21 protein-coding genes are annotated in these 22,118 nt (G+C 73.3%); 12 read left to right on the top strand and 9 right to left on the bottom strand.

The annotated features are described in order from the left end of the window. Positions 1-182: 182 nt before the first annotated feature. Complete coding sequence (locus tag HTZ82_RS06310) at positions 183-1,445, top strand: tetratricopeptide repeat protein (RefSeq protein ID WP_175408284.1); 1,263 nt, start codon at positions 183-185, stop codon at positions 1,443-1,445. Continuing rightward, complete coding sequence (locus tag HTZ82_RS06315) at positions 1,442-2,482, top strand: polyprenyl synthetase family protein (RefSeq protein ID WP_309235335.1); 1,041 nt, start codon at positions 1,442-1,444, stop codon at positions 2,480-2,482. Before HTZ82_RS06310 ends, HTZ82_RS06315 begins: the two co-directional genes overlap by 4 nt. Before the next feature lie 107 nt (positions 2,483-2,589). On the opposite strand, the gene HTZ82_RS06320 is transcribed toward HTZ82_RS06315, so the two are convergent. Next, positions 2,590-2,727: a hypothetical protein gene (locus HTZ82_RS06320; protein WP_175408285.1), complete on the bottom strand. Its 138-nt coding sequence runs from the start codon at positions 2,725-2,727 to the stop codon at positions 2,590-2,592. Positions 2,728-2,829: 102 nt separating this feature from the next. Here HTZ82_RS06320 and HTZ82_RS06325 point away from each other — a divergent pair, with 102 nt between their 5' ends. The 3 genes from HTZ82_RS06325 to HTZ82_RS06335 all read left to right on the top strand — a co-directional run bounded on the left by HTZ82_RS06325 (position 2,830) and on the right by HTZ82_RS06335 (position 9,043). Beyond that, positions 2,830-4,680 carry a glycoside hydrolase family 15 protein gene (locus HTZ82_RS06325; protein WP_175408286.1) on the top strand — a complete coding sequence of 617 codons (1,851 nt, stop codon included), beginning with the start codon at positions 2,830-2,832 and terminating at the stop codon, positions 4,678-4,680. 276 nt (positions 4,681-4,956) lie between these two features. Continuing rightward, the gene (locus HTZ82_RS06330; RefSeq protein WP_175408287.1) at positions 4,957-7,770 is read left to right on the top strand and encodes a LuxR family transcriptional regulator; all 2,814 of its coding nucleotides are present in this window, start codon (positions 4,957-4,959) and stop codon (positions 7,768-7,770) included. A gap of 322 nt (positions 7,771-8,092) precedes the next feature. Beyond that, complete coding sequence (locus HTZ82_RS06335; protein ID WP_217623735.1) at positions 8,093-9,043, top strand: AfsR/SARP family transcriptional regulator; 951 nt, start codon at positions 8,093-8,095, stop codon at positions 9,041-9,043. Positions 9,044-9,053: 10 nt separating this feature from the next. Here the strand turns inward: HTZ82_RS06335 and HTZ82_RS06340 are convergent, their stop codons facing one another. Continuing rightward, positions 9,054-9,953, bottom strand: a complete 900-nt coding sequence (locus tag HTZ82_RS06340) for an ROK family protein (protein ID WP_175408289.1) — start codon at positions 9,951-9,953, stop codon at positions 9,054-9,056. A 137-nt stretch (positions 9,954-10,090) separates the two neighbouring features. Between HTZ82_RS06340 and HTZ82_RS06345 the strand changes: the two genes are divergently transcribed. Continuing rightward, positions 10,091-10,291, top strand: a complete 201-nt coding sequence (locus tag HTZ82_RS06345; RefSeq protein WP_175408290.1) for a hypothetical protein — start codon at positions 10,091-10,093, stop codon at positions 10,289-10,291. A 4-nt stretch (positions 10,292-10,295) separates the two neighbouring features. Here the strand turns inward: HTZ82_RS06345 and HTZ82_RS06350 are convergent, their stop codons facing one another. Beyond that, positions 10,296-11,081 carry a thioesterase II family protein gene (locus HTZ82_RS06350; protein WP_175408291.1) on the bottom strand — a complete coding sequence of 262 codons (786 nt, stop codon included), beginning with the start codon at positions 11,079-11,081 and terminating at the stop codon, positions 10,296-10,298. Between the two features lie 5 nt (positions 11,082-11,086). Next, the gene (locus HTZ82_RS06355) at positions 11,087-11,536 is read right to left on the bottom strand and encodes a type II 3-dehydroquinate dehydratase (RefSeq protein ID WP_175408292.1); all 450 of its coding nucleotides are present in this window, start codon (positions 11,534-11,536) and stop codon (positions 11,087-11,089) included. Positions 11,537-11,767: 231 nt separating this feature from the next. Between HTZ82_RS06355 and HTZ82_RS06360 the strand changes: the two genes are divergently transcribed. The 3 genes from HTZ82_RS06360 to HTZ82_RS06370 are packed head-to-tail and all read left to right on the top strand — an operon-like array spanning position 11,768 to position 14,896. Continuing rightward, positions 11,768-12,931: a DegT/DnrJ/EryC1/StrS family aminotransferase gene (locus tag HTZ82_RS06360; RefSeq protein WP_175408293.1), complete on the top strand. Its 1,164-nt coding sequence runs from the start codon at positions 11,768-11,770 to the stop codon at positions 12,929-12,931. Beyond that, the gene (locus HTZ82_RS06365; RefSeq protein ID WP_175408294.1) at positions 12,928-14,193 is read left to right on the top strand and encodes a Gfo/Idh/MocA family protein; all 1,266 of its coding nucleotides are present in this window, start codon (positions 12,928-12,930) and stop codon (positions 14,191-14,193) included. The genes HTZ82_RS06360 and HTZ82_RS06365 overlap by 4 nt, the downstream gene beginning before the upstream one ends. A gap of 10 nt (positions 14,194-14,203) precedes the next feature. Continuing rightward, a complete protein-coding gene (locus HTZ82_RS06370; RefSeq protein WP_254711665.1) occupies positions 14,204-14,896 on the top strand; it encodes an HAD-IA family hydrolase in 693 nt (230 codons plus the stop codon). Between the two features lie 88 nt (positions 14,897-14,984). Here HTZ82_RS06370 and HTZ82_RS06375 read toward each other — a convergent pair whose 3' ends face one another. Together HTZ82_RS06375 and HTZ82_RS06380 are read right to left on the bottom strand one after the other, a co-directional pair. After that, the gene (locus HTZ82_RS06375; RefSeq protein WP_254711666.1) at positions 14,985-15,599 is read right to left on the bottom strand and encodes a 2'-5' RNA ligase family protein; all 615 of its coding nucleotides are present in this window, start codon (positions 15,597-15,599) and stop codon (positions 14,985-14,987) included. A gap of 19 nt (positions 15,600-15,618) precedes the next feature. Then, positions 15,619-15,870 (bottom strand): hypothetical protein, encoded by a 252-nt coding sequence (locus HTZ82_RS06380; RefSeq protein ID WP_175408295.1) that lies wholly within the window; start codon positions 15,868-15,870, stop codon positions 15,619-15,621. A 201-nt stretch (positions 15,871-16,071) separates the two neighbouring features. Between HTZ82_RS06380 and HTZ82_RS06385 the strand changes: the two genes are divergently transcribed. Then, positions 16,072-17,124: a methyltransferase domain-containing protein gene (locus HTZ82_RS06385; protein ID WP_254711671.1), complete on the top strand. Its 1,053-nt coding sequence runs from the start codon at positions 16,072-16,074 to the stop codon at positions 17,122-17,124. A gap of 162 nt (positions 17,125-17,286) precedes the next feature. On the opposite strand, the gene HTZ82_RS06390 is transcribed toward HTZ82_RS06385, so the two are convergent. Then, positions 17,287-17,661, bottom strand: a complete 375-nt coding sequence (locus HTZ82_RS06390; RefSeq protein ID WP_175408296.1) for a cupin domain-containing protein — start codon at positions 17,659-17,661, stop codon at positions 17,287-17,289. A gap of 70 nt (positions 17,662-17,731) precedes the next feature. Between HTZ82_RS06390 and HTZ82_RS06395 the strand changes: the two genes are divergently transcribed. Next, positions 17,732-18,172: a MarR family winged helix-turn-helix transcriptional regulator gene (locus HTZ82_RS06395; RefSeq protein WP_175408297.1), complete on the top strand. Its 441-nt coding sequence runs from the start codon at positions 17,732-17,734 to the stop codon at positions 18,170-18,172. 99 nt (positions 18,173-18,271) lie between these two features. Here the strand turns inward: HTZ82_RS06395 and HTZ82_RS06400 are convergent, their stop codons facing one another. After that, positions 18,272-19,354, bottom strand: a complete 1,083-nt coding sequence (locus HTZ82_RS06400; protein WP_175408298.1) for a 3-dehydroquinate synthase — start codon at positions 19,352-19,354, stop codon at positions 18,272-18,274. Between the two features lie 24 nt (positions 19,355-19,378). Further along, entirely contained in the window at positions 19,379-20,179 is an 801-nt protein-coding gene (locus tag HTZ82_RS06405; RefSeq protein ID WP_175408299.1) for a lantibiotic dehydratase C-terminal domain-containing protein, read from the bottom strand. Positions 20,180-20,547: 368 nt separating this feature from the next. On the opposite strand from HTZ82_RS06405, the gene HTZ82_RS06410 reads away from it, so the two are divergent. After that, on the top strand, positions 20,548-22,118 hold a 1,571-nt coding region (locus HTZ82_RS06410; protein WP_309235336.1), incomplete at its 3' end, for a class I adenylate-forming enzyme family protein.

Genomic DNA, 22,118 nt, shown 5'->3' on the forward strand with positions numbered 1-22,118 from the left:
CACGAGGCGGGTGACCACACGCACGAGTAAGTGCATCCCGTACATCCCTTTGGGGATTCGATGGGGCTTACATGGCACTCAGGTATGACTCATGACCGGCGCCGAGGGGGATTCGTACGGCCGTCGCACGCTCGTAGCGTCGTGATCGTCAGAGCGAACAGACGATCGGACGAACGGGCGCGATGGTGCATCAGACGGCGGAGCTGGTACGGCGGTTGCTGGCGGATCAGGAGGACGTGGCCGGTGGGGGCGGTGGCGGTGGCCGTGGGAAGGCCGTCGCGCCCGAGTATCAAGGGAGACTCGGGGAACTGTCCGTGAACGCCTCGCTCACCGACGTACTCGCCCACGCGACGACAGCGCTCCGCGCCGCCGAACAGGCCGGGCAGCACGCGGAGATGGCGCGCTGCCGGCTCGCCGTCGCGGAGGCCTGCCGCCGTCTCGGCAGGGTCGAGGAGGCCGAGCGTGCCTGGCGGGCCGGTTACCGGGCCGCGCGCGAGGCCGGGGACCTCGGGGCCATGGCGTGGGCGCTGTGGAGCGGCGGGACGCTGGCCCGGCAGCGGGGCGCGCTGCCGCTCGCGTACCGGCTGCTGCGGCTCGCCGCCGAGCTGGGCGAGCGCGGTGGCGACGTCGTCGTACGCGGCTACTCGCTGGCGGGCCTCGCGGAGACCGGGCGGATACAGGGCGACTACGAGGCCGTGGCCGAGCTGCACGAGCAGTTGCTCGCGGAGGCCCGCCGGCGCGGGGAGGCGCGGCACACGGTCTGGGCGATGTCGGGCATCGCCCAGATACACCGCAACAACGGCGCGTACGACCGTGCGCTCGCGCTCTTCGAGGAGGCCGCGGACATCGCGCGGCGCGCCGACGACCGGCGCGGCTGGGCGTGGGCGCTGCGGGGCATCGCCGACATCGTGTCCGTACGGGACGGGGACGTCGAGCGGGCGCTCGGGCTGCTGGCGGAGGGCGAGGCGGTGTGCCGGGACATGAAGCTGTCCGGCGCGCTCGCCTACAACCACAAGATGCGCGGCAACGTCCTGTACCGGGCGGGGCGTTACGAGGAGGCCCGCGACATGTACGCGGGGGCGCTGGAGGAGTTCCGGGGCATGGAGGAGCCGCGCGGTACGGCGCTGTCGCGGCTCGGGCTCGTCAAGTCGCTGGCCCGGCTGGGCCGGGACGCGGCGGAGACGGCCGCCGAACTGGCCGCGCTGCGGGACTCCCTGGGGCGGATCGGCCTGCGGCACGGCCCGGAGCTGGTCGCGAAGGCGGCGGCCGAGCTGGGCGTGGACCCGCTGCCGGAGGGACGGGGCGCCCCGGCGGCCGGTGCGGCGGGGGACGCGGTGGTGGCGGGCGCCCCGTCGGTGGCAGGCGTCCCGTCCGGCGACGACGCGAGCGCCAAGGTGGCAGGCGTCCCGTCCGGCGGAGCCGGAGACGCGGTGGTGGCGTCGTGAGCGTCTCCGTCGATACGGTCGCGGGGCCCGATGTCCTCGGGCGGTGCCGGGCGCTGGTGCGGCCAGCGCTGGTGGCGGCCGTGCGGCGGCTGCACCCGTGGCCCGCCGAGATGGCCGCGTTCTCGCTGGGCTGGCGGGACGCGGGCGGTGAGCCGGACCCGGCCGCTTCCGAGGGCAAGGGCGTGCGGCAGGCGCTGGCCGTCCTGGGCGCGGAGGCCGTGGGCGCGGACGGCGGGGCTGCGGTCCCGGGCGCGGTGGCGGTGGAGCTCGTCCACGCCTTCTCCCTCCTGCACGACGACATCATGGACGGCGACGCGCTGCGCCGGCGGCGGGAGACGGTGTGGAAGGCGTACGGGACCGGGCCGGCCGTACTGGCGGGTGACGCGCTGTTCGCGCTGGCGGTGCAGACCCTGGCCGAGACGGGAGGCGACCGGACGGGCGCCGCCGTGCGGTGCCTCGCGGGGGCGCTGAGCGCGCTCGTACGGGGCCAGGCGGAGGACCTGCTGTTCGAGGGTCTGCCGTGGACGGGGCCCGGCGCGGTGACGCCCGAACGGTACCGGGCGATGGCCGAGGACAAGACGGGCGCCCTCCTGGGCTGCGCCGCCGCGCTCGGCGCCCTGCTGGCCGGGGCCCCCGCCGCGACGGTGGCGTCCCTGGACCGCGCGGGGCGGCACATGGGCGTGGCGTTCCAGGCGGTCGACGACCTGCTGGGCATCTGGGGCGACCCAGCGGTGACGGGCAAGCCGGTACACGGAGACCTGAGCCGCGGAAAGAAGACCTACCCGGTCCTCCTGGCCCTGGCGACCGGGACGAGCGCCGCCCGCGAACTGGCCGCCCGGCTGCGCGACCCCGCCCGCCTGGACGCCCCCACCACGGCGGCGCTCGTCGAATCCACCGGCGCCCGCGCGGCCACGCTGGCGGAGGCCCGCCACCACCTGGAAGCAGCCCGCACCTGCCTCCGCACCGCCCACCTGGCCCCGGATCCCCTGCACGACCTGGAGGCCCTCCTCACGTTCCTGGCCCACCGCGCGGCGTGACCGTGCCGCCGGGCCGGGGCGCCCGGCCAACGGCACCGCTGATCGGGGTGGCGTCGACGACGCTTCACCAGCCGGTCCTGGAGCCGGGCTCCGCGTGCGGGAGAGGGCTACGCGATCCTCGGGAGAGCCGGGCCGGGCGCGGGCCGGGCCTGGCCGCCGAGCCGCGGAGCCGCCGAGCCGCGGAGCCCGAGCCTGGCCGCCGAGCTGCGGAGCCCGAGCCTGGCCGCCGAGCCGGTGACGGGCACGGCGGCTCCTGTGCCTGCCGTGGGTTCCGGTTCGGCGGGCGGCTTTCCTGGTACTCGGTCGCGAGACGTGCCGTGCCGGAGCCGACGAAGGGTGAGGGTCTCGTGGCAGCAGGTGACGGATGGACGCCGCTGAGCCGGGACGCGTATGCCCCCATCGAGGACTACGGACTGGTGGGGGACTGCTCCGGGGCGGCTCTCGTCGGGCTGGACGGGTCGGTGGGGTTCCTGTGCGTGCCGCGCTTCGACTCACCTCCGCTGTTCTGCGGCATGCTCGACCACGAGCGCGGCGGCACGTTCGCCCTCGCGCCCGACGGCGTTGTCTCGGCGCGCCGGTTCTACCGGGACGACTCCGCGGTGCTGGTCACCGAGTCGCGGACACCGACCGGGCTGGTCCAGGTGACGGACGCGTTCGTGCTGCGTCCGGGGGCTCGGCTGCGGCACGACGAGCCCGCGGCGGGCGGGGCGATGGTGCGGCACGCCGTCGTCGTCCACGGCACCGCCGATCTACGGGTCACCGTACGGCCGTTCGGCGAGAGCAAGGCGACGCGCGAGGCGGGCGGCTGGCGGCTCACCTGCGCGGAACAGAGCGTGAGTGCGCTGGTCGCCTCGGCCCCGGCCCTGGACTCGCTCGACACCACGGTCACCCTGCGCGAGGGCGAGGAGCTGTGCCTCACCCTCGACTGGGGCCTCGCGGACCGGCCGGTCACCCCGGCCCGCGCCCGCGAGGCCGTCGAGCGGACCGTACGCGCATGGCGGGAGTGGGCCGGACACATCGTGGACGACCTGCCCCGTCCGGCCATGGTCCGCCGGTCCGCGATCACGCTGAAACTGCTCGACTACGCGCAGAACGGCGCCGTCGTGGCCGCTCCGACCTCCTCCCTGCCCGAGTACATCGGAGGCTCCCGGAACTGGGACTACCGCTATTCCTGGATCCGTGACGCCGCCTACGTGGTGTTCGCGCTGCGCCGCATCGGCCTGCCCGAGGAGGCCGGCGGCTTCCTCCAGTGGGCCCTGCACACCGCGGCCTGGGAGGACCGCCCCCGGGTGCTGTACGCCGTGGACGGCACCCTTCCCGGCCCTGAGACCGTGGACGGGACACTGCGCGGCTACCGCGGCTCCGCACCGGTGCGCTGGGGCAACGCGGCCGTGGAGCAGGACCAGCACGACGTCTACGGGGAGATCCTCGACTGCGCCTTCCAGTGGGCCGCCACCGGCGGCCGGATCGGCCCCGACCTGTGGCACCGCCTGGCCGCCCTGGCGGACCGGTCCCGTACCGCCTGGCACGATCCCGACCACGGCATCTGGGAGGTGCGCACCCCCGGGCGGCCGTACACGTACTCGGCGGCCATGTGCCAGGTGGCCCTCGACCGCGCCGCACGGCTGGCCCGGCGCCTGGGCCTGCCCGGCGACCCCGACGGATGGTCGCACGACGCGCGGAAGCTGACCGACCACATCCTGACCGACGCCTGGGACGACACCGCCGGAGCCCTGACCGAACACCTCGGCCCCGGCGGCGGCCTCGACGCCGGCCTGCTGGCCCTGCCGCTCCGACGCGTCGTGCCCGTGGACCATCCGCGCATGGTCGCCACGCGGCACGCCATCGCCCGGCGGCTCGACGCCGGGGACGGCCTCCTCCACCGCTACCTGCCCGAGGAGTCACCCGACGGCATCGGCCAGCCCGAAGGGGCGTTCCTGCTCTGCAGCTTCTGGATGGTGGACAACCTCGTCGGCCACGGCCGGACCGACGCCGGGCTGGACCTCTTCGACCGCCTGTGCCGCCGGGCGAACCCCCTCGGTCTGCTGCCCGAGCAGGTCGATCCCACCAGCGGCGCCTTCCTCGGGAACTTCCCTCAGGCCCTGAGCCACGTCGGCCTGGTCTCCAGCGCCGTCGCCCTGGCCAGGGCGGAACGAGGACTGCGACCCGAACTGTCCACCGAGGCATGGTTCCGGTAGCTGCGGTGCCCACGCCGCACGCCTTCCCCTCGGGTTCGGAATACGCCGATCCCTGTGGTGTGTGCGGTGGTTCCCCTTGGTGGTTCCCCTTGCTGATTCCCCTTGGTGTGTGCGGTGATTCCCCGTCCCGCACCCCCTTGCCGACCTGGGCGGTTGACCGCCGGTTCCCGGGCGGTGGCGCGGGATGAGGGGGGTGGTTACCCGGGGGTCCCTAGCCTCGCTGCTGCGTCACTGAAAGCCGCTCCGGAGCGGAGCGATCCAGCCAAGGGGGATTTGGTGGGACTGGTGGAACGGCACGAGCAGCTGGCACAGCTCGACCGGCTCATATCCGCGGCCGCCGAGCAGCGCGGGCAGGTGGCCGTCGTGGAGAGCGCGGGGCCCAACGGCAAGACGGAGCTGCTCGACCACGCCGTCGCGCGGGCCGAGGGCCGGGGCTTCCGGGTCCTGCGGGCCGTGGGGGCGCGCAGTGAGCGGGTCCTCGGGATGGGGGTGGTGCGGCAGCTGTTCCATGGGGCCGGCGTGCCGGGCGAGGCCGGCGAGCTGATCGATGACGTCGTCGCGCTGGAGCGGGACGGTTCCGTTACGGAGCCGGGTGCGCGGACCGTCGAGCTGTACGACCGGCTGAGCCGGGTGCTGCTCGGGCTCGCCGGGCCGGGGCGGCCGCTGGTGGTGGCCGTGGACGACGTGCACCACGCGGACGCGGCGTCCCTGCGCTGCCTGCTGCACCTGGCCCGCCGTATCGGCCCCGTACCGGTGCTGCTCCTGTGCGCAGGCGACACCGGGGTGGCGGGCGAGCTTCCGCTGTTCGACGGCGAGTTGCAGCGGCTGTCCTATGCCCGGCGGATCACTGTCGGGCCGCTCGGCCCGGACGGGGTGCGGGACGTGCTGGTGCGGCGGCTCGGTGCGGAGCGCGCGGAGAGCGTGCTGCCCGAGATGGTGCGGGTGTCCGGCGGCAACGCGCTGCTGCTCACCGCGCTCGTCGAGGACTACGCGGTGTCCGGCGGCGTCCGGCCGCAGGGCTACGGGCTCGCGTTCGTCGGGCACTTGGAGCGCGGTGACGCCACGGCGCTCGCCGTCGTGCGGGCGCTGGCCGTGCTGGGGCGCGAGGGCACGGCGGCCGAGCTGGGCGAGCTGGCCGGGGGCGCCGCCGGGGACGTGAGCGGGGCGCTGTACGCGCTGAACGCCTCCGGCCTGCTGGACGACGGCTGGTTCCGTACGGAGGTCGCCCGGCTCGCCGTGCTCGGCGCACTCCCCCGCACCGAGCGGGACCGGCTCCAGGTGGAGGCGGCGCGGCTGCTGCACCAGCGGGGCGCGGCCGTGACGCGGGTCGCCGCGCACCTCGTGGAGGCGCAGACGGCGCCCGGCCCGTGGGCGGTCGACGCCCTGCGCGAGGCGGCCGAGCACGCACTGCTCGCGGACCGGCGCACGACGGCGGTGGCGTGCCTGGAGCTGGCGCACCGGTTCTGCGACGACGAGGCGGGCCGTACGGCGGTGCTCGCCCGGCTGGCGCACGCCGAGTGGCTGGGCAACCCGTCGTCGGCCGTCCGGCACCTGGGCGCCCTGGCCGGTGCCGCGTCGGCGGGGCGGCTCGGCCGGACGGAGCGGCTGGCGCTGGTCCGCCGGCTGCTGTGGCACGGCCGTACGGAGGAGGCGGGCCGTACGCTCCAGCGGCTGCGCGGGGCGGCGCGCGTCCCGCAGCCGGGGCAGAGCACCGAACTGCCGGACTTCGAGCACTGGCTGGCGTGGACGTACCCGGCGCTGGCGAAGGAGAACCGGCCGCAGGCCGCCGTCGACGGCGGCCCGCACCCGGGGCTCCCCGGCCTTCCGGGTCTCCCTGGCCGGTCGGGGCCGCTGCTCCAGGCGACCGGGCTGCTGGCCGACGCGCTGACGCGGGGCCGTCCGCAGGCCGTGGCCGGGCAGGCGGAGCGGGTGCTGGGCGATCTGCTGCGGAGCCGCGCCGACGACTGGTCGGAGGAGGCGGTCCTCACGGCGCTGTCGGTGCTGACGGCCGCGGGGCGGCCCGCCGACGCGGTCGCCTGGTGCGACCGGCTGACGGCCCGTGACGTGCACCGGCTGCCGCCCGCGCTGCGCGCGTTCGTCGCGGCCGCGAAGGCGGAGGCGGCGCTGCGGCTCGGCGATCTGGCGACGGCCCTTGAGCAGGCCCGTATGGCGCTGGTGCTGGTCCCGCCGAAGGCGTGGGGCACGGCCGTGGGGCTGCCGCTGGGCAGCCTGGTCCTGGCCGCGACGCGCACCGGGGCGTTCGACGAGGTGGCGCGGTGGCTGGCGCAGTCGGTGCCGGAGCAGATGGTCGACAGCCGGTACGGACTGACGTACCTGTACGCGCGTGGTCACCACCAGCTCGCCACCGGGCACAGCCACGCGGCGCTCGCGGACTTCCTCGCCTGCGGGGAGCGCATGCGCGTGTGGGGCCTCGACGTGCCGGGGCTGCCGGCCTGGCGTGCGGGTGCGGGAGAGGCGTGGCTGCGGCTCGGCAACGCCGACCAGGCGCGGAAGCTGGCGTACGCGCAGCTCGGGCGGCCGGACTCGGCGGGCCCGTACGCGCGGGCGCTGGCGCTGCGGCTGATGGCGGCGTCCGGGCCGGCGAAGCGGCGGCCGCAGTTGCTGGCGGAGGCGCTGGAGCTGTTCGAGGAGTGCGGGGACCAGTACGAGCAGGCGCGGGTGCTGGCGGAGCTGAGCCAGGCGCACCACGCGGTGGGCGACAGCCGGCGGGCGCGCATGCTGTTCCGGCGGGCGCGGCACATGGCGCAGTTGTGCGGGGCGGCGCCGCTGTGCGAGGAGCTGCTGTCGGGCGGGGAGGGCGCCGGGGACGGGGACGGTGGCGTGGGTGGCGGTGCCGCCGGTTCCGGTGGTCCGGCCTCCGTGGCCGTGCCCGGGGAGGCCGGCCTCACGGAGTCGGAGCGGCGGGTGGCGGCGCTGGCGGTGCGCGGATACACGAACCGGGAGATCGCCGGCAAGCTGTACGTCACGCCGAGCACGGTGGAGCAGCATCTGACGCGTACGTACCGGAAGCTCGGCATCAAGCAGCGCAAGGAGCTTCCGGCGGGGCTGGGGGCCGCGGTGGCGGCGTAGACCACACCTCAAAACAGACCGTCCGTACCGTTTTTTTTGCGGGGGGATGGACGAGTCGCGACGGCGGGGCGCCCAGGCTGACAGGCCGGGCGCCCCACCGCGTTTGACCTGGAGATTTACAGAACTCGACGGACACTCGCGGCGATTGATGGCCAGACTCAGGCGTGGGTGCGCGGCTCGTGGCGCGACCTGAAGCGATTGACAAAAGAACCGCGCGGTTTGTTTACTTCTTGGCGAGGGGGGATCTGACACAGGCTCACAGGCCCTCCGGCCCGTTGTCGTTGTCCCGCGCCAGGAACGGTGGTTCACGGTGAGATTTGGTGTGCTCGGTCCGGTCGAAGTCCTCAGCAACGGTTCCGCGCTGTCCCTGGGCGGTGTCATCCAGCGTGCCGCGCTGGGCTATCTGCTGCTGAACAGCAACAAGGTCGTCGCCACCAGCGCGGTCGTCCGAGCGGTGTGGGGGCATGACGCGCCGCCCACGGCGCGGAAGATGGTGCAGAACGCGGTGTCGCGGCTGCGCAGGACGCTCGGTGACGGCGGCGACCGTTCGTGCGGTTCGGCGGAACTGCTGACGAGCTGCCCCGGATATCAGTTGAACGTCGACCCGGACGCGGTCGACCTGCTGCGCTTCCGCAAGCTGGCCGACCGGGGGCGTGCCGAGCTCGCCGGCGGGTTCGAGGAGCAGGCGGCGCGCGACCTCGGGGACGCGCTGAACGAGTGGCGCGGCCCCGCGCTGGGCGACCTCACCGAACGGGGCATCTCCTGGCCGCAGATGGCACTCCTGGAGAACGAGCGGCTGTCGGCCGTCGAGGACCGGGCGGAGGCGCGGCTCGCGCTCGGGCGGCACTTCGAGGTGGTGCACGAGCTGGAGGCGCTGGTCGAGGCGGAGCCGACACGTGAACGGCTCTGCGGGCAGCTGATGCTGGCGCTGTACCGGTGCCATCGGCAGCGCGAGGCGCTGATGGTGTACCAGCGGACGCGGATGGCGCTGGTCGACGGGTACGGGCTCGATCCGAGCCGGCAGCTCCAGGAGCTGGAGGTCGCGATCCTCCAGCACGCGCCGTCGCTGACCGCGCCGGGGCGGCCGGCGGCGGTGGCCGGGGCGCCCGCGGGTGCGGGGCGTGCGGCGGCGTCGCCGGTGCGGGCGGTTCACCACCCGTCGGTGGGGGGCGTCCCGCCGCACCTGGGCGTGCCGGCCCGCGACCGCAACGAGGAGGCGGCCCTGGCCAGCCGGTGGCGCGGGCGCGACCCGCTGTGGACGTCCCTGTGGTGAGCCGGGCGCGTCAGGCGCGGCGGGCCAGCAGCAGGGCGCCGTGGAGGGACGACAGGCCGGCGAGACGGGCCGCGTGTACGGGGGGTGTGGGGGTGCCCGGGCGGGAGAGTTTCGCCGTGCGGGCCGCCACCTCCGCCACCAGGCCCGGGATGCCCGCGGCGAAGCCGCCGCCGATCACCACGCGGTCGGGGCGCAGGAGTTCGCCCAGGTTCGTCGCCGCCGCCGCGAGGGCGGCGCACGTGTCGTCGAGTGCCTCGACGGCCCACCGGTCCCCCGCCGCGTACGCGTCGCGCAGCTCCGTGAAGTGCACCGGGGCGCCGCGGGCCGCGGAGGCGCGGCGCAGGGTCGCGGGGCCCGAGGCGATCGCCTGGACGCAGCCGCGGCGGCCGCAGTCGCAGCGCTCCCCGGAGCGGTCCACCACCATGTGTCCGATCTCGCAGGACCCGCGGTCCGGGCCCGGCAGGATGTCGCCGCGCCGGACCGCTCCCCCGCCCACGCCCGTACCGACGCCCAGATAGACCAGGTGGTCGCAGCCCGCCGCGTCCGCCTCGGCCAGGCCCGCGAGGTCGCCGTCGTCGGCGCAGGCGATCCGCGCCCCCGGCAGCAGCTCCGCCAGTTCGGCGCGCAGGTCGACGCCCTCCCAGAACGGGCGGTTCGGCCACGCCACGACGCGTCCGGCCGCGTCGAGCGTCGCCGGCATCGCCACGCCGACCGCCTCCACCGTGCCCGCGAGTCCGTCCCGCACGGCCCGGGTGTGGGTGCGGAGTACGGCGAGGTCGTCGGCGAGCGTACGGGTCTCCGGCCATCGGAACGTGGATTCCGCGGCCCCTTTCCGCCCTTCCCCCGCGCCCTCACCGTATTCCGCGCGGAAGGCTACCTTCGTGCCCCCGAAGTCCATTCCCAGGTACATGATGGCTCCCCCTCGGTCGTTTTTTCGTGGCTGTTTTCCGGGGCTCCGCCGGGGTGCCCGCTGGGGTGTCCGGGGCAGTGCGCCCGCCTAGCCTCCTCGTAGGAAATCCGACGGAAAAAATGGCTACGGGAGGCGTGATGTTCACCGACGGGAAAAGTGCTCCGGAAGCCGCGGGTGAGGCGGCTCTGCGGGTGTTCACGGGAACGGTGCGCCGTCCGGAGCCCGGTCCGCTGGACGCCCTGCGCGCGGCGATTCTCCAGTCCGTCGAGGCCGTCGCCGTCGAGGCCCGGGCCCGTACCGTTCAGACCGGCACGGGGCAGGGGAACGGGACGCCCTGAGGGATCAGCCGGTGTGGCGCCTCAAGGTGTGGCGGCTCAGGGTGTCGCGTACCAGTGCGGTGATCTCCGCCTGGTGGTCCACGGGGAAGAAGTGGCCGCCCGGGAACACGTGCAGGTCGATGCCGTCCGCGGCGTGCCGGTCCCAGGCCGCGGCGTCCTCCGGGGAGACCCGGGGGTCGCTGTCGCCGACGAGCACGGTCACCGGGCAGCCGACGCGGGCCCCCGGCGCGCAGCGGTACGTCTCGACGGCGCGGTAGTCGCCGCGGATGACCGGCAGCATGAGCTGGAGCAGCTCCTCGTCCTCGAAGACCCGCGGGTCCGTGCCGCTCAGCGTCCGCAGCTCGGCGAGCAGTCCGGCGTCGTCCAGCCGGTGCACCACGTGCTTCCGGTCCAGGCTCGGGGCCGGGCGGCCGGAGGCGAAGAACGCCACGGGCGGGGTGCCGCGGCGTTCCAGGCGCTGCGCCACCTCGAAGCCGACCGTCGCGCCCATGCTGTGCCCGAACAGGGCGAGCGGGCGGTCGGTCCACGGGGTGAGGACGTCCGTGATCAGGTCGGCCAGGGCGCCCACGTCGGTGACCGGCTCCTCGCGGAGCCGGTCCTGGCGGCCCGGGTACTGCACGGACAGCACCTCGACGTCCGGGGTGAGCGCCGCGGAGAACGGCCGGAACCAGGGGGCGGCGCCGCCGGCGTGCGGCAGCGTCACCAGGCGGACCCCGGCGTCCGGCGCCGGGTGATAGCGCCGGATCCACAGCTCCGGGTCCAGTTCCGTCGCAGCCGTCGTGTTCGTCACGGCCGTCACCCGATACCGGACGCGGCCGGCGCCATGGAGAGCAGCGCGCGGGCCGCGAGCGAGTAGCCGAGGGCGCCCATGCCCACGACGACGCCGCTCGCCAGCGGGGCGAGGACCGACTCGTGCCGGAACTGCTCGCGGGCCCACACGTTGGACAGGTGCACCTCGATCCACGGGCGCGGGTAGTTGGCGAGGGCGTCGCGCAGCCCCCAGCCGTTGATCATGAGGGCGCCGGGGTTCACGATCGCGCCGACCGTGTAGTAGTGCTCCTGGATCGCCCGGATCAGTTCGCCCTCGGACTCGCGCTGCACGGACACCAGGTCCCAGCCGCGCTCGGCGATCTCCTTCTCGATGGACCGCTCGATGTCGTAGAGGGTCTCGGTTCCGTACACCTCGGGCTCACGCCGTCCGAGTATCCCCAGGTTGGGGCCGTTGACCAGCAATATCGCGCTCACGATGCCACCTCTCTGCGTCAGGCGATTGCGAGAATTTCTAGCATTCTTTCCGCCCGACGGGAAACCACAGGGGGTCGTCACGGGAAACAGAGGGGTGATTCTGGGGGGCCGCTAGGGGATGGGAAGTCTCGTTATTACCGGTGTAGCGTGCTAAACGGTCGGGCGGGCCGACCGGAGCAATTGACCGCTGAATCCCGTGAATCCCGGAAATCGGAAAAGGAATGGTTGAGCATGTCTGGTAACCGAAAGCCCCTCGAACTCCCCCAGTGGCCCCAGTACGGAGACGACGAGCGGGACGGTCTGATCCGGGCGCTGGAGCAGGGCCAGTGGTGGCGTATGGGGGGCAGTGAGGTCGACTCGTTCGAGCGCGAGTTCGGCGAGTTCCACGGCTCCCCGTACACCCTCGCCGTCACCAACGGCACCCATGCGCTCGAACTTGCCCTCCAGGTCCTCGGCGTCGGCCCCGGCACGGAGGTCATCGTGCCGGCGTTCACGTTCATCTCGTCGTCGCAGGCCGCGCAGCGGCTCGGGGCGGTCGCCGTGCCCGTGGACGTGGACCCGGAGACGTACTGCATCGACGTCGCCGCCGTCGAGGCCGCGATCACACCGCGCACGAAGGCGATCATGCCGGTGCACATGGCCGGGCACTTCCCGGACATGGACGCGCTGGAGAAGCTGTCCGCGGCGTCGGGTGTGCCGCTGATCCAGGACGCCGCGCACGGGCACGGCGGGGCCTGGCAGGGCAAGCGCGTCGGCGAGCTGGGCTCCGTCGCCGCGTTCAGCTTCCAGAACGGCAAGCTGATGACGGCCGGTGAGGGCGGCGCCGTGACGTTCCCCGACCGCGAGACGTACGAGGAGGCCTTCCTGCGGCACTCGTGCGGCCGGCCGCGCACGGACCGCAAGTACTTCCACCAGACGTCCGGTTCCAACTTCCGGATGAACGAGTTCTCGGCGGCCGTGCTGCGCGCGCAGCTGCGCCGCTACCCGTCGCAGCTCGCCACGCGCGAGCAGCGCGCGCCGCTGCTGAGCTCGCTGCTGGCGCGGATACCGGGCGTCGTGCCGCAGACGCACGACCCGCGGGTCACCTCGCACCCGCACTACATGGCCATGTTCCGGGTGCCGGGCCTGGCCGAGGAGAAGCGGAACGCGCTGGTCGACGATCTGATCGAGCGCGGGCTTCCGGCGTTCGTCGCGTTCCGGGCCATCTACCGCTCGGACGGCTTCTGGGAGTCCGGCGCGCCCGACGAGACGGTGGAGGACGTGGCGCGGCGCTGCCCGAACACGGAGGCCATCAACAACGACACGATCTGGCTGCACCACCGTACGCTGCTCGGCTCCGAGGAGCAGATGCACCAGGTGGCCGAGATCGTCGCGGACGCCCTGGCCTCGGCATGAGCGGCGGCCCGTACTCCCCCGCGACGGGGGCCGGACGGCGGCGCGTGGTGCGCGTCGCCGTCGTGGGGCTGGGGTGGGCCGCCAAGTCGATCTGGCTGCCCCGGCTGCACGAGCACCCGGGCTTCACCATCAGCGCGATCGTCGACCCCGACCCGGCGGCGCTCGCCGGCGCCGTGCACGGGCTCGGCGGTACGGAACTGCTGTCGAGCGTCGACGACCTGTCGCCCGACATGGCGGACCTGGCCGTCGTGGCCGTGCCCAACCACCTCCACGCGACGATCGCCTGCCGGCTCCTCGGCAACGGCATCCCCGTGTTCGTGGAGAAGCCCGTGTGCCTCGACTCGCACGAGGCACGGCAGCTCGCCGCGGCGGAGAGCGCCAGCGGATCCGTGCTGCTGGCCGGCAGCGCCGCCCGCTACCGGGCCGACATCCTGGCGCTGCGGGACACCGTGGCCGGCCTCGGTGACATCCGGCACGTCGAGGTGTCCTGGGTGCGCGCCCGGGGCATCCCCGACGCGGGCGGCTGGTTCACACACCGTCAGCTCTCGGGCGGCGGGGCGCTCGTCGACCTGGGCTGGCACCTGCTGGACACCGTCGCGCCGCTGTTCGGCGACGGGGACGGGGCGGTCGGCTTCGACCAGGCGCTCGGCACGGTGTCGGACGACTTCGTACGGGACTCGGCCGCGCGCGCCGCCTGGCGCGAACAGGCCCCCGACGAGGTCCAGGACGCCGGCGGCGACGTCGAGGACACCGCGCGCGGGTTCCTCGTCACCGATACGGGGGTGTCGGTCGGGCTCCGCGCGAGCTGGGCCTCGCACGAGCCGTACGACGTGACCGAGATCCGCGTCGACGGCAGCGCCGGGAGCGCGCGGCTGCGCTGCACGTTCGGCTTCAGCCCGAACCGGGTGCCGGAGTCGGAGCTGACCGTCACGCGGGACGGCGTCGTGAGCGACGTGCCGTTCACGCGGGAGCCCGTGGGCGCCGAGTACATGCGGCAGCTCGACGCGCTGCCCGGGCTGCTCGCGGACCCGGCGAGCCGGGGGCGGGCGGTGCGGGAGACGCTGCGGACCATCACGGTCATCGAGCGGATCTACGCCTCGGCGCGCGAAGCCCGCACCGCCCCCGCCACCCCTTCTGTTTCTGTCTCCGTACCAGCACGGCTGGTGGCGTCGTCCCGTACCGCATCCCCGGTACGAGCCGTCGGCGCCCCAGCCGCCATCCCGACAGCCGGGCCGGTGACCCCAGCCCCGACTCTCCGGTGAGGACAGCCCCATGACCCAGCACATGAACGCCACGCCGACGCCCGTCGACTGGCAGCGCCGTGACACCCAGGCCGTCGTCTTCGACCTCGACGGTGTCCTCGTGGACAGCTTCGAGGTGATGCGCCAGGCCTTCACCGTGGCCTACGCGGAAGTCGTCGGCGACGGACGGGCGCCGTTCGAGGAGTACAACCGGCACCAGGGCCGATATTTCCCCGACATCATGCGGATCATGGGGCTGCCTCCGGCCATGGAGGAGCCCTTCGTCCGCGAGAGCTACCGGCTGCAGGCGCAGGTGCCGCTGTTCGACGGGGTCGTGCCGCTGCTGAAGGAGCTGCACCGGCAGGGCGTACGGATGGCCGTGGCGACCGGCAAGAGCGGGCCGCGGGCCCGGTCGCTGCTGGCCGCGCTCGGCGTGGTCGACCTGTTCGCGCACGTCATCGGCTCGGACGAGGTGCCGCGCCCGAAGCCGGCGCCGGACATCGTCGAGCGCGCACTCGGGCTGCTCGGTGTACGGCCGGAGCAGGCGCTGATGGTCGGTGACGCGGTCACGGACCTGGCGAGCGCGCGGGGCGCGGGCGTCGCGGCGGTCGCCGCGGTGTGGGCGGACGTCGACGAGGCGGAGCTGCTGGCGGCGGGCCCGGACGCGGTACTGCGCGCCCCGCACGAACTGCTGCCGCTGTGCGGGCTGCTGAACCCCGTGTAGCCCGGGCGCTCCTCCCCCACCCGCAGGCCCCGGCCGCCCCACAGGCCGGGGCCTGCGGGCGTGCCGGGCCCGAGATGGCATCTGCAGCTCAGGCGATCGGGACGCGGGCTCGGGTCTCCCACTGGTACATGTGCTGGTCGCGGTTGAGGACGATGAGCTCGACGGCGTGGACGCGGGCGGTGGCCGGCGCGGCATCGACGGTGTCCAGGGCCTTGCGTACGGGGTGGGTGGGGCCGTCGCTGTTGCTGTAGGCGATGGTCACGTGCGGCGCGAAGCCGTCTGGCCTCTCTGGCACTTGGGCCCATACGTCGCCGATCGCTGTACGTACGGCATTGCGTACGGCGGCGGCCGGCTCGCCGGGTTCGGCTTCCCAGCGGATGGCTTCGGGGGTGACCTCGGGCCGGTGCAGGGTGAGATCGAAGGCGCCGATGTCGGCGAGGTGTGCGGTGGCGGCGTCGATGATGGTGTCGACGTCCTTGTCGGGGACTTCGTCGGTGAAGCCGAGGCCCTGCATGGTCAGGTGGAGCCACTGGTCGGGGACGAGGTCCAGGCCGGGGACGTCGCGCAGCGCGTGGCGGTAGGTGTCGGCGAGGCGGTGGACGTCGGGGGCGTCGCGGAAGGTGATGTGCCAGGTGTAGAAGGTGCGGCCTTCGCGCCAGCCGGGCCGCCACCACCAGTGGTCGGCCATCGAGGTCGTCGTCATGGTGACGATCCAATCACCGTCAGCAGTCGCCCGGCGAGAGGGCGAGAGTGCGTGGCAGCGACTCCAGACACCACTGCTCGATGTGCTCCTGGAGGTCCGTGGCTGCCCGGGTGTTCGCGGCGGGAGAGCGGGCGACGGCGGCGGCCTGCCCCTCGGCCTTCTCGCCAGCAGCACCGCGGTTCCGGCCACCCTGCCGGGATATCCAGCCGAGGGAGCCTCTCCTGCGGGACGATGGCGACTTGTCATCCGTACGTATCCAGGAGGTTGCCATGGGTGATCACCGGAAGCCTGACCCGGATCCGTCGCAGGGAACGCCGCCCCCTGGGAACGCGGACGGTCAGGTACCGCCGCCTCCGCCCTCAGACGGCAAGCACAAGAAGAAGTGAACGTGGAGGCGCACGCGCGCCGTCTGGCCGAGGCCATGGAGAGCAGCGGCTGCTGGCCGGGCGATGCGCCATGGGTACGTGCGGAAATGGAGACCCTGCCACGACACAGGTTCGCGCCGGATCAGGTGTGGGCGTGGAACGGGTCGCACTGGGTGGCTGTGGACCGCAGCCAGGCACCAGAGCGGTGGGCGGCCGAGGTGTACAGGGGCCCGTACCACTCTACGGTGACGCAGATCAAGGACGGCCTGCCCTCCTCCAGTCTCTCGTGTTCGTCGGTGGTCGCGGACATGCTCGACTCCCTGATGGCCGAGCCCGGTCATCAGGTCCTGGAGCTGGGGACCGGCACCGGCTGGAATGCCGCCCTGCTCGCTCTACGGGTCGGGCCTGGGCGGGTGACGAGCGCCGAGGTTGATCCGCAGCTCGCCGCCGAGGCCCGCGGCCGGCTGGAGGCGGCTGGTCTCGATGTCGCGGTCCACGTCGGTGACGGCGCCCTCGGCTGGGCCCCCGGAGCTCCGTACGACCGACTGATCGCTACGTACGCGGTGGAGACGGTGCCGTGGGAATGGGTGCGGCAGACCCGGCCCGGCGGCCGGATCGTCACCCCCTGGGGGAGGCTCGGGCACATCGCACTCACCGTCGCCGACGACGGCAGATCAGCGTCCGGCTGGGTACAGGGCCTGGGGACGTTCATGCCCAGCCGAGGCGTGGATCAGGGCCTGGAGCTGAACCAAGTCCGCCGGCGCGGCGGAGGGCGGACCGAAGGGCTCTTCCCTCGGTCCGCCACCGCCCTACACGATGCCAACCTCCTCTTCGCGCTGCGGGTGCTGGTGCCCGACATTCGCGTCTCCACCGCAGGAGGTGCCGTGGCGTGGCTGCACGACGGCCACTCGTCCTGGGCATCGCTCACCGACCACGAGGACGGGCGAACGACCTTCGTCCAAGGCGGTCCGCTCCGTCTGCTCGATGAGCTCGCCCGAGGCTGGGCCGAGTGGGAGCGAGCCGGCCAGCCGTCACTCTTCGACTTCGGCATGACCCGCACGGAAAGCGATCAGTGGATCTGGAGCGACCATGACGGCGAACGCCGCCGCTGGGAACCCCTCCGAGCGCCGCGCCGACCAGCCTGCGGGTCTGCCGCCTGACGGGTATCGGCACCCTTGTTGAACGCCGACCAAGCGTTGGTGCCGACAACGAGCGCCGGGCCGCGCTTGTCCTTCGGCTTGGCCGCGGTGAACAACACCCTGGCGTACGCCTCCGTCCGCAGGAGCTTGAAGAACCCGGCGAACCTACGCGGTACCAGCACACTAGTGAGCCCAGGGCGGTGTGATGGTGTTGCCGTCAGCCAGTGTGGCGGTGAGCCCGACACGTGTGGTGACCCACATGTGGGCGGGCTGGTCGGTGGTATTGGCGACCGCCAGTTCGGAGCCTGCAGGTGCCACTGCCGCGTCACCTGCGCGAAGTTCGGCGCTCTCACCGTCGATGGTGAGTCGGAGGCGACCGGAGAGGACGTAGAAGGTCTCCTCGTCGCTGATCGTGTGGGTCGGCCCCACCATTGCGGCCGGGATCTCGACGCGCCAGGCGGCGAGGTCCCGGCTGCCGGTGTCCGGACGGACGTAGGAAACGAAACGGCCACCGTGAATCTGGTGGACGACGGCCTCGTCACTGCGGATGAACGGCATGCTCCAGCCTCCCTCTAGACAAGTTACTTGTCCAGATAGACAAGTGGCTTGACGAGTTATAGTCAAGCCCATGGACGACGCCCTGGCCTTCTCCGCACTCGTGCTGGCACTCTCCGGACAGCTGGTGCAGGAAATCCACACCAGCGTGTCCCAGCAGGGATTCGAGGACCTACGACCCGCACACGGCTTCGCCTTCGCCCGCATCTCTGCAGGCGGCGCCACCACGGCCGACCTGGCCGAGCACCTGGGGGTGACCAAGCAGGCCGCCGCCCAGCTGGTCGAGGAGCTGGTCCGGAAGGGGTACGTGGAGCGGCATCCACACCCGCACGATGCCCGCGCCCGCCTCCTGGGACTGACCGAGACCGGCCGGGCCGCCACGCGCGCCGCCGACCAGGCGGCCCGGGCTGCCGTCGCACCGTGGCGAGAGGAACTGGGCCAGGCGCGCTTCAGCGAACTCGTCGCCGACCTGACACTCCTTGCACCGCCGGGACCGATCCGCCCTGCCTGGTGAGCCGATGGCCACCGGCCAAGGGTGAAGACGACACGCGAGTTGTCGAAAGGGCCCGTCCGGGGTGTCCGGGCGGGCCCTTTGGGTGGGGAGCGGGTCGGGTCAGGGGGTGGATCGGGGCATCTCGGTGAGGGTTTTCAGGACTGTCTCCTCCGGGACGTCCTGGATCAGGGACGGGCCGGCGGGGCCGTCCAGTACGAAGGCCAGGCCTGTTGTGGCCTTTTTGTCCAGGCGCATCAGGGACGTCAGTTCGGCCGGAGTCGGGCCCGGTGGGAGGGCTGTCGGGAGGCCGTAGCCCTCCACCACCCGGGTGTGGTCCGCCGCGCGGTCCGCGCTGATGCGGCCCAGGGCGTGGGCCAGGCGGCCGGCGAAGACCGTGCCGATGGCCACGGCCTCACCGTGCCGCAGGGCGAAGTCCGTCGCGATCTCCAGGGCGTGGCCCAGGGTGTGGCCGTAGTTGAGGAGGTGGCGGGGGCCTGTGTCCCGTTCGTCGGACATGACGATTCTGGCTTTCATCTCCACGCTCGCCGCTATCTGTTCGTGCAGCGGCAGGTGCCGGATGTCGCCCGTGCCGATGAAGACCGCGCGGGCCAGTTCGCCGTAGCCGTTGGTCAGTTCGCGGGGCGGCAGGGTGGACAGGTAGTCCGTGTCGCACAGGACCGCCTTCGGCTGCCAGTACGTGCCGACCAGGTTCTTGCCCTCCGGCAGGTTCACGCCCGTCTTGCCGCCGATGCTCGCGTCGACCTGGGCCAGCAGCGACGTCGGCAGGTGGATGACCGGCACACCCCGGTGGAAGAGCGCCGCGGCGAGCCCCACCGTGTCCGTGGTGGTGCCGCCGCCACAGCTCACCACCGCGTCCTGCCGGGTCAGGCCGAACCGCGCGAAGGCGCGGCACAGTTCGTCGACGGTGACGAGCGTCTTGTCGGGTTCCCCGTCCCGCGCCCTGACCAGCAGGGACGGGACGCCCGGATCGGGCACCGAGTCGTCGGGGCGTGCGGAGACCACGACGACCCGGCGGGCGCCCGTCGCCGCCACGACCTCCGGCAGCATGTGCCGTACGCCGGGCCCGATGTGGACGTCGTACGAGCGGTCCCCCAGGCGGACGGAGACGCTGCGGCGATCACTGGGCGTCGTCGGCGGCGTCCTGTGGGGAGCGCCGGTCTCCGGCGCGGTGGTCAAGGCCATCAGGGTGTCCTTTCTCTGGTGTCGTCAGGCCGGCTGGAGCGCCGGTTCCGGGCGGGTCGCCGCCGGCACGCCTGCGGGGGTGTTGCGTACGGTCAGGGCGGCCAGGGCCTCCGCCTCGTGCGGCACGCCCAGGCGCTGGTGGGTCAGGTGGACCTGCTCGAACAGGACGTAGTTGCCGGGCAGCCCCTCACCGGCGGCGCGTTCGCCGACGGCTGCGAGTGCGCGCAGGTACCGCTGCCACGCCTCGGCGGTGGGGCCGTCCATGGCGGCCTCGGACGCGGCGATGAGCAGTTCCGTGCCGCGTTCGGCGGCCTGGCGGCCCAGGTCGAGGCGGCGGTCGGGGGCGATACGGCCCGCCCAGTGCTGCCAGCACAGGAACAGGAACGCCGACCGGTCCGCCTCCGGGACCAGCGACGCCACATGGCTCAGGTGCAGTACGGCGAGTGCCAGCCGGTCCGGTACGGAGAGCCCGCCGGCGGCCGCGAACGCGAGCGCCAGCTCGCTGGACGCCTGTGCCAGGTCGTCGCAGCAGGCGGGGGCGCGCCGCTCGTACCGGTGGAACATCCGGCTGCCGGTGCGGTCCGCCTCGGCGAGGAGCGCCGCGACGACGTCCCGGGTGAGCCGCTCGTCGTCCGCGCCCACCCACAGTTCCGTGCCGCCTCCGCCCGGCACGGACGGGCGGAAGAACCACGGGGTACCGGAGCTGTCGGTGCGTATCGCCTCCAGGGCCTTCACCACCGCCGCCGGCAGGCGCGGCGCGACGGCCGTGTCCTGATCGGCCCACGCCTGGCCGGGCAGCCTGCAGAACAACCAGTTGCGCGTCATCACGGATCACCTCGGAATGGGTTCGCAATTCTCGGTCTGTTCTTCTTGTGTTTCGCTCAGGACCCGGTAATCTCCCAGCGGGACAGGGCCTTTGAACGAGCGTATGGGCCCGGTCATCCGGCTTCCATTCCCTGGGGTCGAAAGTCACCGGCCGCCTCGAATGAGGGTGGTCATAGGGGGGTTTCCTGGGGGGTCGCACCCTGCGTCACCGGTGAAGACTGCTCGCACAGCGCGTACTTCGTCTTTTCCGAACAAGGGGTGGATCGGTAATGCTGCGCACCGAGCTGATAAGGCCGTTGCCCGAGATATTGAAAGCGAATGCCGAGCGTTTCGGGGACAAGGCCGCTTTCGGTGACGGCCGGCGGCGTGTGAACTGGCGCGAGCTGGAGGCCCGCACCGGGCGGCTGGCCGGGCATCTCGCGGAGCTGCGTCTCCAGCCCGGCGACCGGGCGGCGATCCTCCTCGGCAACCGCGTGGAGACCGTGGAGAGTTATCTGGCGATCGCCCGCGCCGGCGGTGTCGGCGTGCCGCTCAACCCCCGTTCCACGGAGGCCGAGCTGGCCTATCTGCTCCAGGACAGCGGCGCCCGCGTCCTGATCACGGACGCCGCGCATCTCGGCCAGGTGCGGGATCTGCCGGCGGAGGCGCGCCCGCTGCGCGTGGTCGTCGTGGACGACGACGACACGTCCCCCGGCACCGCCCCGTCGGGCAGCGTCTCGTACGAGCGGCTCGCCACGACCGACCCGGCCGCGCCGCCCCGCGACGACCTGGGCCTCGACGACGTCGCCTGGCTGCTCTACACCTCCGGCACCACCGGCAGGCCGAAGGGCGTGCTGTCGACGCAGCGCAACTGCCTGTGGTCCGTCGCCGCCTGTTACGTGCCGGTGCCGGGGCTGACGCCGGAGGACCGGGTGGTGTGGCCGCTGCCGCTGTTCCACAGCCTGTCGCACATCTTCTGCGTGCTCGCCGTCACCGCCGTCGGCGCGTCCGCGCGGATCGTCGACGGGTTCTCGGCGGACGAGGTGCTGCGCGTCATCGAGGAGGACGACGCGACGTTCCTCGGCGGTGTGCCGACGATGTACCACTACCTCGTGCAGGCGGCACGCGAGCGCGGTTTCCGGGCGCCCGCGCTGCGGATGTGCCTGGTCGGCGGCGCCATCACGACGGCACCGCTGCGGCAGGCGTTCGAGGAGGCCTTCGGGGCGCCGCTGCTCGACGCGTACGGGTCGACGGAGACCTGCGGCTCCATCACGGTCAACTGGCCGACGGGCGCCCGCGTCGAGGGTTCGTGCGGCCTGCCGGTGCCGGGCCTGAACGTGCGGCTCGTCGACCCGGAGACGGGCGCCGAGGTCGGCACCGACGAGGAGGGCGAGGTCTGGGTCAGCGGGCCGAACGTCATGCTCGGCTACCACAACAAGCCCGAGGAGACGGCGGCCGCGCTGCGCGACGGCTGGTACCGCACGGGCGACCTGGCCCGGCGCGACGGCGCCGGCTACTTCACCGTCACCGGCCGCATCAAGGAGATCATCATCCGGGGCGGTGAGAACATCCACCCGGGCGAGGTCGAGCAGGTGCTGCGGCAGGTGCCGGGCGTCGCGGACTGCGCGGTCGTCGGCAAGCCGCACGACGTGCTCGGCGAGGTGCCGGTGGCGTTCCTGGTGGCGGGGCCCGAGGGGCTCGACCCGGAGCGGCTGTTCGCGGCGTGCCGTGCGGAACTCGCGTACTACAAGGTGCCCGAGGAGCTGTACGAGATCGAGGAGGTGCCGCGCACCCAGTCCGGGAAGATCATGCGGCACGAGCTGCTGAACCGGCCGGGCCGACTGCGGGCCGCGGGCGGCAGCCACTTCGAGGCGCTGCTGCGGCTGGACTGGATCCCGCTGCCGTCGGTGCGGGCGGGCGAGTCGGGTGCGCCCGGCGCGTCGGGCCCCTCCGGCCGCTC

It is taken from the genome of Streptomyces sp. TRM64462, from assembly GCF_013362995.1.
Lineage (GTDB): Bacteria > Actinomycetota > Actinomycetes > Streptomycetales > Streptomycetaceae > Streptomyces.

Coding starts and splice junctions, on each gene's coding strand:
- HTZ82_RS06310 (WP_175408284.1), top strand. CDS start 183: ATGGTGCATCAGACGGCGGAGCTGGTACGGCGGTTGCTGGCGGATCAG.
- HTZ82_RS06340 (WP_175408289.1), bottom strand. CDS start 9,953: ATGTACCTGGGAATGGACTTCGGGGGCACGAAGGTAGCCTTCCGCGCG.
- HTZ82_RS06345 (WP_175408290.1), top strand. CDS start 10,091: ATGTTCACCGACGGGAAAAGTGCTCCGGAAGCCGCGGGTGAGGCGGCT.
- HTZ82_RS06360 (WP_175408293.1), top strand. CDS start 11,768: ATGTCTGGTAACCGAAAGCCCCTCGAACTCCCCCAGTGGCCCCAGTAC.
- HTZ82_RS06365 (WP_175408294.1), top strand. CDS start 12,928: ATGAGCGGCGGCCCGTACTCCCCCGCGACGGGGGCCGGACGGCGGCGC.
- HTZ82_RS06370 (WP_254711665.1), top strand. CDS start 14,204: ATGACCCAGCACATGAACGCCACGCCGACGCCCGTCGACTGGCAGCGC.
- HTZ82_RS06375 (WP_254711666.1), bottom strand. CDS start 15,599: ATGACGACGACCTCGATGGCCGACCACTGGTGGTGGCGGCCCGGCTGG.
- HTZ82_RS06380 (WP_175408295.1), bottom strand. CDS start 15,870: ATGGCAACCTCCTGGATACGTACGGATGACAAGTCGCCATCGTCCCGC.
- HTZ82_RS06385 (WP_254711671.1), top strand. CDS start 16,072: ATGGAGACCCTGCCACGACACAGGTTCGCGCCGGATCAGGTGTGGGCG.
- HTZ82_RS06390 (WP_175408296.1), bottom strand. CDS start 17,661: ATGCCGTTCATCCGCAGTGACGAGGCCGTCGTCCACCAGATTCACGGT.
- HTZ82_RS06395 (WP_175408297.1), top strand. CDS start 17,732: ATGGACGACGCCCTGGCCTTCTCCGCACTCGTGCTGGCACTCTCCGGA.
- HTZ82_RS06400 (WP_175408298.1), bottom strand. CDS start 19,354: ATGGCCTTGACCACCGCGCCGGAGACCGGCGCTCCCCACAGGACGCCG.
- HTZ82_RS06405 (WP_175408299.1), bottom strand. CDS start 20,179: ATGACGCGCAACTGGTTGTTCTGCAGGCTGCCCGGCCAGGCGTGGGCC.